This is a genomic window from Pedosphaera parvula Ellin514, assembly GCF_000172555.1.
Classification (GTDB): Bacteria; Verrucomicrobiota; Verrucomicrobiia; order Limisphaerales; family Pedosphaeraceae; genus Pedosphaera.
In genome coordinates, this window is the sequence record NZ_ABOX02000041.1 from 1 (window position 1) to 16,506 (window position 16,506).

Below are 16,506 nucleotides of genomic sequence, written 5' to 3' on the forward strand. Positions count from 1 at the left end.
CGGTGGGCTCGGTCGGTATCGGTCGGTATCGGTCGGTATCGGTCGGTATCGGTCGGTATCGGAAGGTATCGGAAGGTTAAAAAATTTTCAGGACAGGATTCAGAAGTCAGGAGCCAGAATGGAAACGCTGCAACATGGTGGTTCGGTTCAAAATTCAGTTTTCGGCCATGAAGCTGAGAATTCGGTCGGTGGTGGTCGGTAATAGTCGCCAATGGTCGGTTAAAAAAAATTGGGAACGAATGAAGGGAGTCAGACAAATGGGGAAAGAGGCCGGGAACCAAAAGTTCTAAAGGTTGCAATTGAACATTGCTAATCAGAAACGGTCTGCTATACAGCAACCATCTCGAACGCAGCATGTTTAATATCATGGTGAGAACAAGGATGTTTGATAATCCACCTGCCCGAAGGAGGGCTGGGGCCCATCCAATTCGCTGGCTGGGTATTTTGCTAATCATTTTCCTGACGCTGTCTGCCCGCGCGGCATTGCAGTTTGATGTGTTTTTGGGCTATGAAGGGGTGGTGCCGGAGGCGAGTTGGTTTCCTGTGGTGTGCGAGGTAAAGAATGATGGTCCTTCGTTTACGGGAACAATTGAGATTGTACCTTCCGGGAATATCAATCAGGATCAAAACCGCAGTGTAACAGTGGAGTTGCCGACAGGAACGTTGAAGCGGTTGGTAATTCCCGTGTTTTCCACCACGCGTTATGTGAACCAGGCGGTTTGGGATGTTCGCCTGCTGGATCAGCGTGGGAAGGTTCAGGCGCAGCAAACGTCAGTCCGGTCCAAAAAGCAGGTCGCAGCTGGAACGACCATCATGGGGGCTCTTCCGCGGACAGCGAGTGGAATGCCGATAATCAGACAAGGTTCTTCCGCCAGCACGCTGGAAATCCAACCGGCCTCGGCCCGGCTGCAAACTTCAATTCTGCCCGATAATCCGTTGACGCTGGAGGGAATGGATTGCTTTTATCTTAACTCCGAGAAAGCCATTGAATTGACCGTCAACCAGGTTGATGCGCTGCTTGCCTGGTTGAACTTGGGCGGACATTTGATCGTGGGGGTGGAACAAATTGCGGATGTGAATGGAACACCTTGGCTGAAGAAGATCATGCCTTGCGATGTGTCGGACATGAAGACCGTGCCGAGCCATGCGGAGTTGCAAGATTGGATTCGGGCGGGATTGGGCGGTGTGCAGCGAAAGAACAGAAATAATACCTCCAATCCATTCTCGGATTTAGCCGGTGACCGGACCTTCGAGGCCGCGCCGTTGCAGGTAGTTTCCGGCAAGGTCAGGAATACCAGCGAGGTTGTGCTCTCTGCTGAAAGCACGCCATTGATTGTTACGTCACATCAAGGACGTGGAAGAGTGACCGCCTTGCTGGCAAGCCCCGAGCGGGAACCGATGCGCTCGTGGAAGAATCTGCCGGCGTTCTGGGCGAAAATGGCTGAAGTGCCCGCGAATGTTTATGCGACAGAGAACAACAACAACTACAACTACTCGCATGGCGGCTGGAGTGTGGATGGAGTTTTTGGGGCGATGATTGACAGCAAACAGGTGCGCAAATTACCTGTGGGATGGCTGTTGGTGTTGCTCCTGGTTTATCTGTTGGTGATTGGACCGTTGGATCAGATTTGGTTGAAGCGTCTCAAACGACCAATGCTGACCTGGATCACGTTTCCTTGTTATGTGGTTTTGTTTTCATTGCTGATTTATTTTATCGGCTACAAGTTGCGCGCTGGTGAAACAGAATGGAATGAATTGCATTTGGTGGACGTGCTGATGAATGGCAAGCAGGCTGAGTTGCGCGGTCGGACGTATGCCTCGATCTACTCCCCAGTGAACGCGAAATACAAAATTGAAAACCAGCAACATTTTTCAACCTTCAGAGGTGAGTATGTTGGGAGTTGGGGCGGGGGATCACATGACTCGGAACAGGCGGACATTGTTCAGAACGGGGACAATTTTCTTGCGGAAATCTTTGTGCCGGTTTGGACCAGCCAATTATATGTCAGCGATTGGTGGCAATCGGCCGCATTGCCAATCAATTTCACCATCACCTCGGAAGGGAATGACTGGGTGGTGACAGTGGAAAACCATCTGGATCAACCGCTGACGGAAGTTCACCTGGTAGTGAGTGGAAAGATTCTGGATTTAAAGGAGATACCGGCGGAAAAGCCAAAGACGTTTCGTCTTTCAAAAAATGACGGAATGGGTTTGAAGGATTTTGTGTGGCAACACGGATCGGGCTTTCAATCCGCGGTGGGTGGACGTCACCAGGCATTTGGAATGGGCGGGCAGAGTCAGATCAATGATCTTCCCAACAGTTGCGTGGCGATTTCCTTTCTTTCGTATCTGGCTCAGACACAGGGCCAGCGCGAACTGGTAACGCCTCCTGGGATGGATCTGTCACCGGTGGCTGAGCATGACAATGCCATTCTGCTGGCCTGGGAATCGGACTCTGCGCCCATCAAACCTATGAACCAGTTCCCGACGCGTCGCAGCCACAAGAATACGCTTTGGCGCATGACTGCACCGCTTAATTCGCAACCATCATCGCTTTGATTTGAATATGAATTCTGAATCTGTTCCCCCTATTCCAGCTGTTCATACGGTTGGACTCTCACGCACCTACGGGTCGATGGTGGCTTTAAACTCACTCGATCTAACGGTGAACCGAGGTGATTTGTTCGGGTTTATCGGATCGAACGGTGCCGGCAAGACGACGACACTGCGTATTTTGGCAACCTTCCTGGCTCCTTCCGCAGGACAGGCGAAGGTGCTGGGGCATGATGTGGTAAAGGATGCCGACGCCGTGCGGCATGTGATTGGATATATGCCGGACTTCTTTGGTGTCTATAAAGACATGGAAGTGACGGAGTATTTGGACTTCTTCGGCGCGTGTTACAAAATACCGAGCGCGCAACGTGAGAAGACGGTGAATGACGTGCTTGAACTCGTGGGGTTGAGCGAGAAGAAAGGAGCACTGATTGGCGCTTTGAGTCGTGGCATGCAGCAGCGCCTGGGACTGGCGCGCGTGTTGATTCACGATCCGCAGGTGCTGTTGTTGGACGAACCGGCGAGCGGTCTGGATCCACGGGCGCGCATTGAAATGATGGCCATTTTGCAGGAACTCCAGCGGTTGGGAAAAACAATCATCATTTCATCCCACATTTTGAGCGAGTTGCAGACGCTTTGTAACCGCGTGGCGATTATTGAACGAGGCAAGTTAATCTATGCCGGACCTGTGCAGGGAGTCAGGGACCAGATGTCGGCGGGGTTGGTGGTCTGGGTGAAGGTGGCATCGGATAATAGCAAGGCGATAGAATTGCTGAAGGGGCACAGCGAGGTGGCTGAAGCTCTTGCCGTAGATGGTCGAATCAAGGTGACGATGGTCAATCATGATGTAGACCATGGATTTGTGGCGGACACCCTGGTGCGTGGGGGATTAAAATTAACGGGACTTCAGGAAGATGAGCTTGGTCTCGAAGAAGTCTTCCTGCGGGTGACTCGCGGCGAAACACAGTAGTTTGAAAGGCTCACATAAAGTCTGGCGATTTTTTTTCGAAGTGATGTAGTTGGCTCCTTCAACTGGAGTTAAGTTGAGCGCATGAACGCCCTACCGGTCATAGCACGTGAAATGAGGACGCAGGCGCGGCATTCATTCACTTATCTCCTGCGCGTGATCGGGGTAATGATCCTGCTACTGGTATGCTTTATTTTTGCGGTGAACAATGGGTTCTCCCCACAACTTGGTGGAAAACTTTTTGGGTATATCAATCTGACCCTTTTCTTTTCGATATGGATCATGGTCCCTCCGCTGGCGGCTGATAGCATCAGCAAGGAAAAGCGTGAGGGCACGTTGGGGTTGCTTTTTTTAACTCCATTGAAGGCGCGAGACATCGTTCTTGCAAAAGGACTGGTGCATGGCTTGAGAGCGTTCAGCTTGTGGGTGGCGGTGATTCCAGTCATGACCATCCCTTTTCTGCTGGGCGGTGTGAGCTGGGAGGAGGCAGTGATTTGTGGATTGGTAAACTTCAGTTCCTTGTGCTGGGCGATGGCGGCAGGAATTCTGGCGACTTCGACAGGCAAAGCCTGGCTGCGTTGTTTGCTGTTGGCCTACGCTTTCGGCATGTGCTTTTTCATTTTTTTTGGATATCTCCACGGACAAGGAGTTTTCGCGGCGCTGGGTGGAAAGGTTTTTAGCTGGGCCAATTTCACCGGTTCATCCCCGAACTATCTGGCGCTCGGAATTTATGATGCCTTGGATTTTGATGGCGCCTGGGGACATCAGTTGGCGTCCATCGCTACGCCTCAACGGATCAACTGGTTGATAGCCGAGGTTGTGGTAACCGTTATTTCATTCCTTGCGTTATTGCTGAGCATCAAAATTGCTGGCTGGCCTCTGCGGCGAGGATGGCAGGATAAACCGCCATCAAAGGAACAGGTTTGGGTGGAAAAAACATTTTTTACACCCGTGTTGGGTGTGACGTTTCTTCAACGCTGGATGAGGCGCAAGCTGAATAAGAACCCGATTGGGTGGTTGGAGCAGCGGACCTGGTCTGGAAGGTTGGTTACCTGGGGATGGTTTTCGATCATGATTTCCCTCTACAGCATGGCCGTGCCCGGAGGTTTGTATCGCGGCCTGCAGATAATGCAGCAGCTAATGGCGTGGCTACTGATCATGGGTATCAGTGTGAGTGCCGCCAGCAGCTTTCGTCGCGAGCGGGAAACAGGTGTGTTGGAATTATTATTGGTTTCTCCAGTTACTGTACAACAAATAATTGGCGGGCGTTTACGTGGTTTGTGGAGTCAATTTCTGCCTGCCCTGGTGGTACTCATGGTGCTTTGGATGTATTTTGGTTCGCTGCTCGATCATAGGATTGACTTTAGTTATGTCCTGTTCTTTGGAGTGGCATTCTTCACGCTGCCCGTAATCGGCCTTTACTATTCACTCGGAAAGAGCAATTTCGTCAGTGCTTTTCTTTTTACACTCTTTGTTGGTTTGATTATCCCCGCAGGATTGCAGTCCGGCCTGGGCTTCGGTGTTTCCCTATTGTTGGGCGGGTCAGGATATGGGATGGGGAGCATAACAGACGTAACCGATCTGTTTGAGGGATTGATATATGTGGTGGTGTACTCGAGAGGCTTTATTACACTTTGGCAAATTTTGGCGGCGATTATGTTGGCGCGGAAGCTGCATCGTAATCTCGTGAGTCGCAATTTTGCTTTTGAAAAATCACTGGCTTGAAAATCCAAATAAAGTGAAACTGAACCTGGAATCGCTATAAAAAGATGACCTTTCTACCGATCGTTGGACGTGAACTGCGAGTGGCTTCGCGACGCCGGGCTACGTATTGGATACGTTGTGCCATCGCGCTGGCAGCGATTGCGACCGGAGGAATCGTTTATTTGATCAATCAGGTCAAGCCGCCCAAAGAATTCGGGCAAAACTTATTTCAAACTCTTTCGGTCCTGTCTTTTCTTTACTGCCTGGTGGCCGGAGTGCGTTCCACCGCGGACTGCCTAAGCGAAGAAAAACGAGAAGGCACGCTGGGTTTGCTCTTTTTGACCGACTTGAAGGGTTACGATGTTATTTTGGGTAAATTGTTTGCCACATCACTAAATGGATTTTACGGGCTGATGGCAATTTTCCCGGTGCTTGCCATCCCGTTGTTGATGGGTGGGATTACTAATGGTGAGTTTTGGCGAATGACGCTGGTTTTGTTGGTTACTTTTTTGTTTTCACTTTCGATCGGCATCGTGGTTTCGTCACTGAGTCAGAGTCCCCGCAAAGCGATGGCAGGGACGTTTATCATCATACTTTTTTTTGCTGCCATGTTGCCAGCCTTGGCTGCCTGGGTGCCATGGATCAGCCGCTCGCCGAAATGGGAGTCAATTTTCCTGCTTCCTTGTCCTTTTAATGCGTTCTATTTGGTGTTTGATCAAAACTTTGCCCGGACAGCGAAGCCCTTTTGGTGGTCGGTTGGAATCATGCACGGGCTGTCCTGGATATTTCTGCTGGCCGCCTCGGCAATAGTTCCGCGTTCCTGGCAGGATAAACCGACGGGGAGCCGCTTGGCGATGTGGCGGGATCGCTGGCACCGGTGGAGTTATGGAGATACCACCGAGCGTCAGGCATTTCGTAAGAAACTTTTGGATGTGAACGCATTTTTCTGGCTGGCGGGTAGAGCACGTTCCAAACCGGCGCACGTATGGCTGGTGTTTGGAGCAGTGGCGTGTCTTTGGGCATGGGGATGCATCGAATTCCGCAATGACTGGTTTAATGAGGTGATTTACGTTGTTACCGCGTTGTTGTTGAATACTGTTATCAAAGTGTGGCTGGCTTCGGAAGCTGGAAGGCGACTGGGGGAGGATAGAAAAAGTGGCGCTTTGGAATGGTTGCTGTCAACCCCGCTGAGCGTTTCTGATATCCTAAAAGGGCAGTGGCTGGCTTTGCGCCGACAGTTTCTTGGCCCGGTGGTTCTGCTGGTGCTCATTGAAATTATTTTCATGCTGGCGCCCAAAGGGGAAGTCGGAGGAGCTTATATTCTGATGTGGGTCGCTGGTATTTGCATGTTGGTGGCTGATTTGATCGCCATGGGATGGATTGCCATGTGGGGAGGACTTACGGCCAGGAACTCGAATCGTGCCACGAGCATAACAGTAACAAAGACCATGGTGTTGCCATGGATTCTATGGTCGGGAATGATGCTTTTGGTTACAATCGGGCAGGCGGCGTATAACTCCACGCTATCAGATCCGAAGTTTCTTATCGGATCATGGTTCGTTCTCGGGATCTTGGTTGATGTGATCTTTGGCGTCACCGCCAAAAAAAGATTGGAGAGTGAATTCCGAAATGTGGCGATGCATCGTTTTACTCCCCCAACACCGCCTGCAGGATTAAGTCCTTCGCAACCAAGTGGTCAGGCACCAATCCTTCCTTCGGCAGCGATCTCCTAAATGCGTTTAGGAATCCAATTATTGAGCCGTAATGACAACCGGCAGGCAGGCAAGCACTTTTAAAGCGAGATAGTTCGGGCATTTTGAAATAATCATGTGGGAAGGTTGTTCCTCGTGTAACGAGAAAATTTGGCTTGGGTGATTCCGTTCTGCCTTATCCAAGCCAGGCTGATGGACTTGCATAAGCTGGCCGATGGGGTATAAAAGTATTGCGTTTGCAGGAAATTTGTCTTGAGTCATTTGTATTTCCACTGTTGATTAGTGGGGTTCGGAGAGATGGCTGAGTGGCCTAAAGCGCAGGTTTGCTAAACCTGTGAAGGAGTAATCCTTCCGAGGGTTCGAATCCCTCTCTCTCCGCCATTTTAAAACCTTAAAAGGTTCCAAATAACTTACTCAACTCTCCATGTATGCTTCCCGCCTTCTGACCTTCGAGTTTAAAATGCGGTTTGAGCCCTAGGATTATATGGGGGATTAAATTATAGTCAGTTGTAGCGAGGAGAGCAGATGGATTTTAAGTTGTTGTATAAATCTTTGCAGGAAGCCTGGCATAACTCTCCGGTTGTGATGGTGCTGGTGATTTTAGGGATACTCGTGTTCCTCTTTTTAATTATTGATGCTCATAAAAGAAGAAAATCACGTCGAAGCAGGATAAGGAAATAATTTAGTTGATCGGGAATCAGTTTCGTTGCGAATCATGGCAGACTGGCGAAATGATTCTGATTCCACATAAAAGGCCGTTCATCAGACAATTTGCTGACAAAGTTTTGAGAGCAACGAAAGGGGCGGACCCCGGATAGAGCCGCCCCCCACTAACATCCCTCAATGAGGAACCAAAATAAAGTTACTCGAAAATAAATAATTGGCAAGTATGGGTTATTCAGTAAATGAGTTATTCTAATCAAATCCCTGCCTTCAAAAAGCAAGGTTCAATCGATCGGTCCACCTGTCTATCGAATTTCCCTTTGCCCAGGCTAAACGGGCCATCACCTTTTGCCAGCCTCGGGGCACCGCTTCCTGGTTTCAATTCTTAATCCCGCCGTTCAGATCAATTTTCGGATACCTCAACCGCAGCCAAACAAGCGCCGATGAAAAAAAATGCAAATAGAGGAAGTAATATACGAAACATTTTCTCACCTAAAGCGGAAGCGTACGATTCAAAACGTCCATATCGAATTTTTATTTGTGCTCTATTGGCGGGAATCCTCCTCGCCGTAGGGTTTGGTTTTGCGCTCTATTATTTAAGCAGAGCCGGTCGTTTGTGATTTACAGCAATATGAAAAGCAGGGAAGGGACGTGTGAACGTGGTGCCATCAATCACAAATCAGTGAATAGCTTCCCTGGGTGGGGCGACACGACATGGCGACGCCAAAATCATTCGACGAATGGACGGCAACTTTACGCAAGCGAATGGAAAAACGACAGCGCGAACTCGGTTTGGAAACCAAACAGCTCCTGGAATCCTTTACGGTAACCGCATGGGGAACTGTTCCAACTTACGAACAGATATTAGCCGATTTTCCAAACATTGTGCCTAAAGCCTCCAACCTATCCGCACTCGAACAGAGGTTGGCTCGCTTCAGTTGATGGTTTGTCACATTTAGGAAGCCAGTAATTTCTGGCAGGCGCTACGCAACTTCTTCAACTGAGGTTTGGATTTGGCTTCAATGTAACAGCGAATAAGCGGTTCAGTTCCACTAGCGCGGAAGGCGACCCACTCGCCCTTGGGCAGCAGAAACTTAAATCCATCGGTAGTAATGAACTTTTCCACCTTGAATGGTCCAATCGTTTCCAGACCGGAACCTAATTTCTTTAGCAAAGCTTCCTTCTTTTCCGCAGGGATGGCGACATTGATACGATCCGTGTGAAATTCACCGGTGGTCTTTTCAATCTGCTTCAGAATGGCTCCAAGTGATTTTTTCTCGGTCGCAACCAGTTCCGCCATGAGCAGGCAGGCGAGGATGCCGTCCTTCTCCGGAACATGACCCTTCACACTCAAACCTCCAGATTCTTCACCGCCTACAATAACGGGTTCACTCTCCATGAGCGCGCCAATATATTTAAAGCCAACCGGTGTCTCGTGCAGTTTGACGCCCAGCATTGTAGCGACTGCATCCACCTGATGACTGGTAGGCACCGTGCGGACCACTGCTCCTGTCCAGTGCCGGTTCTTTTTTAAGTGGTAAAGAGCAAGTGCCAGAATCTGATTGGGTGTCAGCCACGTGCCATCCTTGTCCACGATGCCAAAGCGATCTGCATCTCCATCCAACCCCAGGCCAAGTTGTGCTTTTCCGCTACGAACCAGCAGACTCACTTCATGCATTCCTTCCGCATTCGGTTCAGGATGGTGTCCGCCGAAGAGAGGGTTCAATTCGTTGTGGAAAACAGTAATTTTGGCGCCAGTCTCAGCGAGCAGTGTATCCAGATATCCGCGACCGGTTCCATACATCAACTCGACGGCAATCTTTAGCTTTGCCTTTTTGATGGTGGCGAAATCGACAAGCTTCCGCAGTTGTTTGAAATAATCCGGTTGCGGATCAATTGTTTTACACTCGTAGGTCCCAACCACTGCACCTTTAAAATTCCACTTTTGCCCGGTCAGTTGCTCGATATGTGCTTCCACCTGTCTGGTGACTTCAGGTGTCGCTGGCGCGCCATTGTAAGTGGAAAACTTAAGACCTTGATACTCTGCCGGATTGTGGCTGGCAGTCATATTGATTCCACCGATTGCCTTCCGCGCACGAATGGTATGAGCAATGACTGGGGTAGGGGTGTCTCGATTGCACAGGAGAGGAATCAATCCATTGCTGGCCAAAACCTCGGCTGCCGCTAATGAAAATTCCCTTCCCAAAAAACGGGTGTCGTAACCAATAATAATTACCGGTTTCCGGCCGTGAATAGGCGACTGTGGGTTGGCAAGTTCCGCTTTAAGGTATTGGGCTATGCCTTGAGTAGCGAGGCGTACATTGTCAAAAGTGAAGTCGCGCGCAATCAGACCGCGCCATCCGGAGGTGCCAAATTTGATAGCTGAAGGCATAAAAGATGTGTGAGATTAACCGTTCCGAGGTCAGTTAGATTCGAACTTCTACGCCAATCCGAACCGGGCGAACCGGGTTTCCAGATTAACTGGTCTTCCAGTCGAAAGCCCGCTTTTTCAATGCGTAGATGTAACCTACAAAAAGAATACCGAGGAAAGTCAGCATCGAGCCAAAAATCAGATTGGCATTTTTTGCCAGCATTTCTTTATAAACCACCGCCCAAGGATAAAGGAAAACTACTTCGATATCGAATAGGATGAATAACATGGCCACAAGGTAAAACTTAACTGAAAGACGGGTGTTACCTTCGCCAATCGGAAGCATGCCGCATTCGTAAGCAGTATCCTTGATGCGACTGCGCCGCCCAAGCTTTCCGAACAAGACCGAACTGACGAGGATTGTCCCGGATAGCCCGACTGCCACTACAAGCAGGATCAAGACTGGAATGTACTGTTCTAACTGCGTTTCGCCCATGGGTTGAATCTAAAAACGCCTGACCGGTTTGGCAAGTGGAAATGCAATTAACGGTGTTAATCCCCATATGGAAACGTTTGCGGCGAAGCGAAAAGCGAGGGAAACTTGTAAAAGAGGTTTATTGTGAAAGCTAAAGTCCTCACAGGCACCAATCGTAAAAGAGGTCTGGAAAAAGCAGCTATGGAGAGCAGATCGGTGATTCAATCAGCTCCCGGCCCTGCAAAGTCAAAGGTCGTCAAGGAGTTGGAATCCCTGGATTCGAAAATTCGTGTCTGCACGGCCTGTCCCTTGTACAAATCCAGGACTTTGGCCGTGCCGGGAGAGGGCAAATTCAATTCAAAAGTAATGATAATTGGTGAAGCTCCAGGTCGTAATGAAGATTTGACTGGACGGCCGTTTGTGGGTAGTTCCGGTAAATTTCTTGATCATGTATTGGAGGGAAGCGAATTTGATCGTTCCGATTTTTTCATCACGAACATTTGCAAGTGTCGTCCACCATCGAATCGCACGCCCAAAACCGGGGAGATTGAGACGTGCACGTCTCTCTATCTTTACCGTCAGATCGAATTGATTAATCCCAGGATCATTGTGCTGTTGGGTGGTGTGGCGGTGAAAAAAATGTTGGGAAAGAAGACAGTTGAAGAGGCTCGATGTGGCATCGTTGAACATGAGGGACGTAAATTTTTGGTTACTTATCACCCGGCGGTACGCTTTTACCGGGAGGAACTTGCAGAGAAGATCAAGGAAGATTTTGCGCTGCTGAAAAGCGAGATGAAGAAGCTGTAATTCATCTTCTAAACAGCCACATCAGTAACGTCAGGACCAGGCTTAAAATCACACAGCTAACTATCGGAAAGTAAATGCTAAAGTTTCCCCGCGTATAATGGATATCCCCTGGCAGGCGTCCCAGCCAGCTTCTGCCAATACCCGTCCAAAGCAAGACACCCACCGTGGCAAGCAGCAAACCAATGACCACGAGAAGTTTTCCTAAGTCATTCATGATACCAATTTTTTTCCTATTCCACCGCTGTCAATTTTTCAAAACTGTCTTCGATGAAAGTTGTGTTTTGTATCCGCGCAAGCCTGGCATACAAGCCACCGGTCGCCAGGAGCCCATCATGCGTGCCGCGTTCGATAATTTCACCATGTTGCATGACCAGAATTTGATTGGCTTTGCGAATAGTGCTGAGGCGATGAGCAATCACGAAGCTGGTTCGATTTCTCATTAGCCGCTCCAAAGCTTCCTGAATCAGCTTTTCCGTTCCCGTATCGACGCTGGCAGTTGCCTCGTCGAGGATCAGAATTGGCGCATTCTTCAGCAGGGCACGGGCGATGCTGACACGCTGTTTCTCACCTACACTCAACTTAACTCCGCGCTCTCCGACGCGCGAGTCATATCCCTCCGGCAGCCTGCAGATGAAATCGTGACAATTGGCTGCTTTGGCTGCGCCGATCATTTCCTCCTCCGTGGCATTCAGTTTGCCGTATAAAATGTTTTCGCGAATAGTGCCGTTAAAGAGAAAAGCCTCCTGACTCACGACGCTGATATGTTTACGCAATGATTCCAGCTCGGTGCCACCGATGTTCTGACCATCGATGGTGATATTACCTGAGGTAATCTCGTAGAAGGCCGGTAATAGATTCACCAAAGTTGATTTACCCGCGCCGGTCGGTCCTACCAGGGCGATCATCTCTCCCGCCCGAGCGTGCAGAGAGACGTTATGAAGTACTGGTTTCGCATTTGAATAGCCAAAACTCACATTGGTATATACCACCTCACCACGGACGGGAATGTGGAGTTCCTTTCGAGATTGGCTATCGGCTCGTTCCACCGATGCATCCAAAATATCAAACACACGTTCACCGCCCGCCCGCGCGGCTTGCAACATCTGGTTTAAAGCATGCAATTGGCGTATGGGTTCGTAGAAGAACGAGAGGTATAATAAAAATTCGACCAGCTGGCCTGGCAAGAGTTTGCCGTCTAAAACCTGCCGTCCTCCGAGCCAGAGAACAAGGCTTACGCCAAGAGATGCTGCGAAGGTCATGGCCGGTGAGTACCAGGCCCACACGCGCATTACAGCAAGACTTCCCTTGCGCAAATCGTCGGCACGGTTGGCGAAGCGTGAGTCCTCATGATTTTCGTGGCCAAAGGCTTTTATCTGTCGCACACCCTGCAAATTGTCCATCAGGAGAGCGTTCATGGCGCTCGCCGATTCGCGTTGGAGACGGTAACGGCGATGCGCCGTGAGCGTGTACCAGAGTGCGCCACCTGCCAACAGGGGAATGGGAATCAAGGCCACTGCCGCCAATAGCGGATTCGTCCAGAATAGGATAACCAGTACTACGATGATGCTAAGAATTGCGACTGTGCCTTGCTCTGTCCCGTCAATCAGCACCCGTTCGACTGAATTCACATCTTCCAACACCCGTGTCATGAGATCGCCCGAGGAACGTTGGTCGAAATATCCAACTGGCAGGCGCTGCAGACGTGCGTAGACTGCCCGTCGCATGTCGAAGATCACATTTTGTTCAAAGATGTTGTTGATTCGAATACGCAGGCTATTAAAAAGATCGCGGAACAGAAAGGCTCCAATTAATCCAATACCGTACCTTGTAAGATGCGCCGCGTTTTTACTGAGGATCACATCGTCGATAATCAAGTGCGCGAGTTTGGGAAACGCCAGGCTAAATCCGGTAGAGAGCAAGGCAAAAGCCATGGTGGCAAAAGCCATGAGCTTATACGGCTTCAGGTATACGGATACGCGTCGAACAACCTCCCAGGTGGAGCGGGACTTCGCGCTGAAGGTTGGGTCCTTCCTGGAGTATGGAGCAGATCGATGTGACATTTTCAAAGCCTATAATTAACATCAAAACTTGAAATTGGAAAGAATACACCAGATTTGTGATTCCATTTTTCCCGGACTAACGGGCGAGCAGTTCCAGAGTGGTTGCAACCGCAGAAAAGGCGTGCATGTTGATAGAATTTGAAGTATTTTCCTTTTAATAATGTATCCTCCCGTCGTGACCAAAGATGCGACAGCGGTAGAGGCTGAAGTTCAATCCGCCTATCTAACAATGTTTCCCCAAGGGGACGCGTTGTTTGTTCCTCAAGTATTTAATTGGGCGAGCGATTGTTTCGCCGGTCGAATTGCGGGATACCAGCCGATTGATGCCTGTTACCACGATTTTGAGCATACTTTGCAGGGAACCCTTTGCTTTGCAAGGTTGTTAAACGGTCATTTTAAGGCGGGCATCCATCCAGCCATCACGGAAAGAATGCTGCAATTGGGGCTTATCGGCATTCTCTTTCACGATACTGGATATCTAAAAAAGCAGGGGGATAACGACGGCACAGGAGCAAAATATACGGCCACGCATGTGGACCGGAGTATGGCTTTGGTCGAACTTTTTTTGGAGCAAAAGAAAGGCTTTGCGCCGGAAGAGATCAAAGCGGTCAAGCACATGATTAGTTGCACAGGTATCAATGCTGTCATCGGCCAGATTCCCTTTCAGAGCGAAGCAGAAAAACTCATTGGTCTGGCATTAGGAACCGCCGATTTGCTGGGGCAAATGGCCGCCGAAGACTATGTGGATAAATTGCCTGTTCTGTACACTGAGTTTGCCGAAGCGACCGTGTTCAGTGCCGGACGCTCCGTGATGGTGGGAACGTTCTGCAGTGCCGAAGATTTGATGCAAAAGACTCCAGTTTTTTGGGGGAAATATGTGCAGCCGAGGTTAAACACTGATTTTGAAGCCGTATTTCGTTTTCTCAACCATCCTTATCCCGCCGGGACGAATTATTATCTGGAGAAAATTGAAGCCAACATGGTGCGTCTGAAAACACGTCTGAAAGAATATAGGGAATCTGTTCATTAATTCCTGCTTCCGGGTGATTTAATCCTTTTTCGCTTTTTACTTTTTCCACATGCCTTAACTTGTTCTTATGTCGCGCGAATATGTGCTGCACCCATTTAATGCGCCTGTTGAACTGCATGTTGACTATGCACGGGAGTTGAACGAACAGCAACATGCCGCCGTGACGGCTCCGCCGGGGCCATCCCTTGTCATTGCCGGAGCGGGTTCGGGAAAGACGAGGACTCTAACGTTTAGAGTTGGTTTTTTACTGGAGCAGGGGATTCCGGCAGATCGAATCCTTCTCCTGACCTTCACGAACAAGGCGGCGCGCGAAATGATGCGCCGTGTATCGGATCTCCTGGGCCAGGATTTACCTTCGTTGTGGGGAGGGACTTTCCACTCCATTGGGAATCGCATTCTTCGCCAGCACGCTCCTTTACTTGGGTACCAGCGCGATTTTAGCATCATGGATCGCGAAGATGCGAAGGATTTGGTTGATGCTTGTGTTGCCGAGGCAGAAATCGACGTCAAGGCCACCCGTTTTCCGAAGGCCGATGTATTGGCCGACATTTTCTCATTAGGACTCAATACGCAGCGCTCCATTCCTGAGGTTCTCGCACAAGAATACGATTATTTCGAAAATCTGGCACCGCAGATTGCCGATATAAAGGAACGTTATATTTTACGGAAGAAATCCACAAACGCGATGGATTTTGATGACTTGCTTGAGCTGTGGCTGAAGCTTTTGAAGGAACATCCGGAAGTTCGTGAACATTACCAGCGCCGCTTTCAATTTATCCTGGTGGATGAGTATCAGGACACAAATGCGCTGCAAAGCGAGCTTATTGATCTCCTCGCGGCGCGTCACCATAACGTGATGGTGGTTGGGGATGACGCCCAGAGTATCTATGCCTGGCGAGGGGCAAATTTTCAGAATATTATCAAGTTTCCCGAGCGCTATTCCGAGGCCAGGGTTTATAAGATCGAAACCAATTATCGCAGCACGCCGGAAATTCTTAACCTGGCCAACGCGGCCATTTCCGCGAATGTGAAGCAATTTGAAAAGCAGCTCACGCCGGCCCGCAAGTCCGGATTAAAGCCCGTTCTGGTTCCGTGCATGACCGCTTCAGAACAAGCCTCTTTTGTAGCGCAACGCATGTTGGAACTGCGCGAGGAAGGCGTGAATATGAATCAAATGGCGGTATTATACCGTTCGCATTTTCACGCACTTGAACTCCAACTGGAACTTACGCGTCGCAATATTCCTTTTAGCATCACCAGCGGCATCCGGTTTTTTGAGCAGGCCCACATCAAGGACGTAGCGGCGTATATTAAGCTGGTGAATAATCCGCGTGACGAATTGGCATTCAAGAGACTCGTGCAACTTTTGCCCGGAGTGGGAGGAAAAGGAGCTGATAAACTCTGGGCCAGGTTCCAGTCCGCATTCAAAGTAATTCCGGAAAATCTGCAGGCGGATGCCAGGGACACTTTGCTTCCCAGCGAGACAAGTACGAAAGCTGATCGGAATCCCGTTGCGACTGCGCTACAAGCCAGCGCTTCTGCGGTGCCCAAGAAGACAGCGGTGGCCTGGGCACAATTTGTAGCCACAATCTCACAATTGGAGACTGAACCAGTGCGTGGGAAAACTGATAAGATGATCCGTCTGATAGTGGAAGCGGGTTACGACGAGCATTTGCAGGAAAATTATGCCAATTACCGGAACCGTCTCGATGATATCGAGCAGTTGGCGCTCTTTGCACAGCAATTTTCCACCACTGAAGAGTTTCTGGCCCAACTGGCATTGCTTTCAAACCTCGAAGCGGAAACTGACGAACCTGCAAACAATGACAATGAACAGGTGAAACTCTCCACCATCCACCAAGCCAAGGGATTGGAATTTGACGTGGTTTTTATTATCATGCTTTGTGATGGATTATTTCCATCTGCCCGTTCATTGGACACGGCTGAAGGCGAGGAAGAAGAACGTCGCCTTTTGTACGTGGCAATCACGCGCGCCCGTAATGAACTCTACCTTAGTTATCCACTGATCCGGATGATGCCCGGCGGCAGTGGCGATGCCATGCAGCAGCCATCGCGCTTTCTGAGTGAGCTTCCAAAGGAATCCCTGGATGAGTGGAACCTCAAAACCATAAATCCTTACGGTTAAACACAATTAAAAGCCCTG

At 49.6% G+C, this 16,506-nt stretch carries 14 protein-coding genes and 1 tRNA gene; 10 read left to right on the plus strand and 5 right to left on the minus strand.

Annotated features, from left to right (window positions below; genetic code table 11):
* The 5 genes from CFLAV_RS36640 to CFLAV_RS23630 form a co-directional block, all read left to right on the plus strand.
* The coding region (locus tag CFLAV_RS36640; RefSeq protein WP_237712446.1) for a hypothetical protein at positions 1-202 on the plus strand (202 nt) is incomplete at its 5' end.
* A gap of 164 nt (positions 203-366) precedes the next feature.
* Positions 367-2,559: a DUF8726 domain-containing protein gene (locus tag CFLAV_RS23615; protein ID WP_150107564.1), complete on the plus strand. Its 2,193-nt coding sequence runs from the start codon at positions 367-369 to the stop codon at positions 2,557-2,559.
* A 7-nt stretch (positions 2,560-2,566) separates the two neighbouring features.
* Complete coding sequence (locus tag CFLAV_RS23620) at positions 2,567-3,523, plus strand: ABC transporter ATP-binding protein (RefSeq protein WP_007417378.1); 957 nt, start codon at positions 2,567-2,569, stop codon at positions 3,521-3,523.
* 81 nt (positions 3,524-3,604) lie between these two features.
* Positions 3,605-5,245: an ABC transporter permease family protein gene (locus CFLAV_RS23625; RefSeq protein WP_007417379.1), complete on the plus strand. Its 1,641-nt coding sequence runs from the start codon at positions 3,605-3,607 to the stop codon at positions 5,243-5,245.
* Positions 5,246-5,289: 44 nt separating this feature from the next.
* The gene (locus tag CFLAV_RS23630) at positions 5,290-6,957 is read left to right on the plus strand and encodes an ABC transporter permease (protein ID WP_007417380.1); all 1,668 of its coding nucleotides are present in this window, start codon (positions 5,290-5,292) and stop codon (positions 6,955-6,957) included.
* A gap of 18 nt (positions 6,958-6,975) precedes the next feature.
* Here the strand turns inward: CFLAV_RS23630 and CFLAV_RS23635 are convergent, their stop codons facing one another.
* Complete coding sequence (locus tag CFLAV_RS23635) at positions 6,976-7,197, minus strand: hypothetical protein (protein WP_040549914.1); 222 nt, start codon at positions 7,195-7,197, stop codon at positions 6,976-6,978.
* 30 nt (positions 7,198-7,227) lie between these two features.
* Here CFLAV_RS23635 and CFLAV_RS23640 point away from each other — a divergent pair.
* Together CFLAV_RS23640 and CFLAV_RS35715 are read left to right on the plus strand one after the other, a co-directional pair.
* A tRNA-Ser gene (locus tag CFLAV_RS23640) sits at positions 7,228-7,317 on the plus strand.
* 1,047 nt (positions 7,318-8,364) lie between these two features.
* The gene (locus CFLAV_RS35715) at positions 8,365-8,541 is read left to right on the plus strand and encodes a hypothetical protein (RefSeq protein ID WP_160164649.1); all 177 of its coding nucleotides are present in this window, start codon (positions 8,365-8,367) and stop codon (positions 8,539-8,541) included.
* Between the two features lie 13 nt (positions 8,542-8,554).
* Here CFLAV_RS35715 and CFLAV_RS23650 read toward each other — a convergent pair whose 3' ends face one another.
* Positions 8,555-9,991, minus strand: coding sequence for a phosphoglucomutase/phosphomannomutase family protein (locus CFLAV_RS23650; RefSeq protein ID WP_007417383.1), 1,437 nt, complete (start codon positions 9,989-9,991; stop codon positions 8,555-8,557).
* A gap of 85 nt (positions 9,992-10,076) precedes the next feature.
* Positions 10,077-10,466, minus strand: coding sequence for an NADH-quinone oxidoreductase subunit A (locus CFLAV_RS23655; RefSeq protein ID WP_007417384.1), 390 nt, complete (start codon positions 10,464-10,466; stop codon positions 10,077-10,079).
* Positions 10,467-10,589: 123 nt separating this feature from the next.
* On the opposite strand from CFLAV_RS23655, the gene CFLAV_RS23660 reads away from it, so the two are divergent.
* Complete coding sequence (locus CFLAV_RS23660) at positions 10,590-11,252, plus strand: uracil-DNA glycosylase (protein ID WP_150107565.1); 663 nt, start codon at positions 10,590-10,592, stop codon at positions 11,250-11,252.
* A 1-nt stretch (position 11,253) separates the two neighbouring features.
* Here CFLAV_RS23660 and CFLAV_RS23665 read toward each other — a convergent pair whose 3' ends face one another.
* Positions 11,254-11,466, minus strand: coding sequence for a DUF2905 domain-containing protein (locus CFLAV_RS23665; protein WP_007417386.1), 213 nt, complete (start codon positions 11,464-11,466; stop codon positions 11,254-11,256).
* A 16-nt stretch (positions 11,467-11,482) separates the two neighbouring features.
* Positions 11,483-13,312: an ABC transporter ATP-binding protein gene (locus CFLAV_RS23670; RefSeq protein ID WP_007417387.1), complete on the minus strand. Its 1,830-nt coding sequence runs from the start codon at positions 13,310-13,312 to the stop codon at positions 11,483-11,485.
* A 160-nt stretch (positions 13,313-13,472) separates the two neighbouring features.
* Here CFLAV_RS23670 and CFLAV_RS23675 point away from each other — a divergent pair, with 160 nt between their 5' ends.
* Positions 13,473-14,342 carry a hypothetical protein gene (locus CFLAV_RS23675; RefSeq protein WP_007417388.1) on the plus strand — a complete coding sequence of 290 codons (870 nt, stop codon included), beginning with the start codon at positions 13,473-13,475 and terminating at the stop codon, positions 14,340-14,342.
* A 67-nt stretch (positions 14,343-14,409) separates the two neighbouring features.
* Entirely contained in the window at positions 14,410-16,488 is a 2,079-nt protein-coding gene (locus tag CFLAV_RS23680; protein ID WP_007417389.1) for an ATP-dependent helicase, read from the plus strand.
* Positions 16,489-16,506 lie beyond the last annotated feature (18 nt).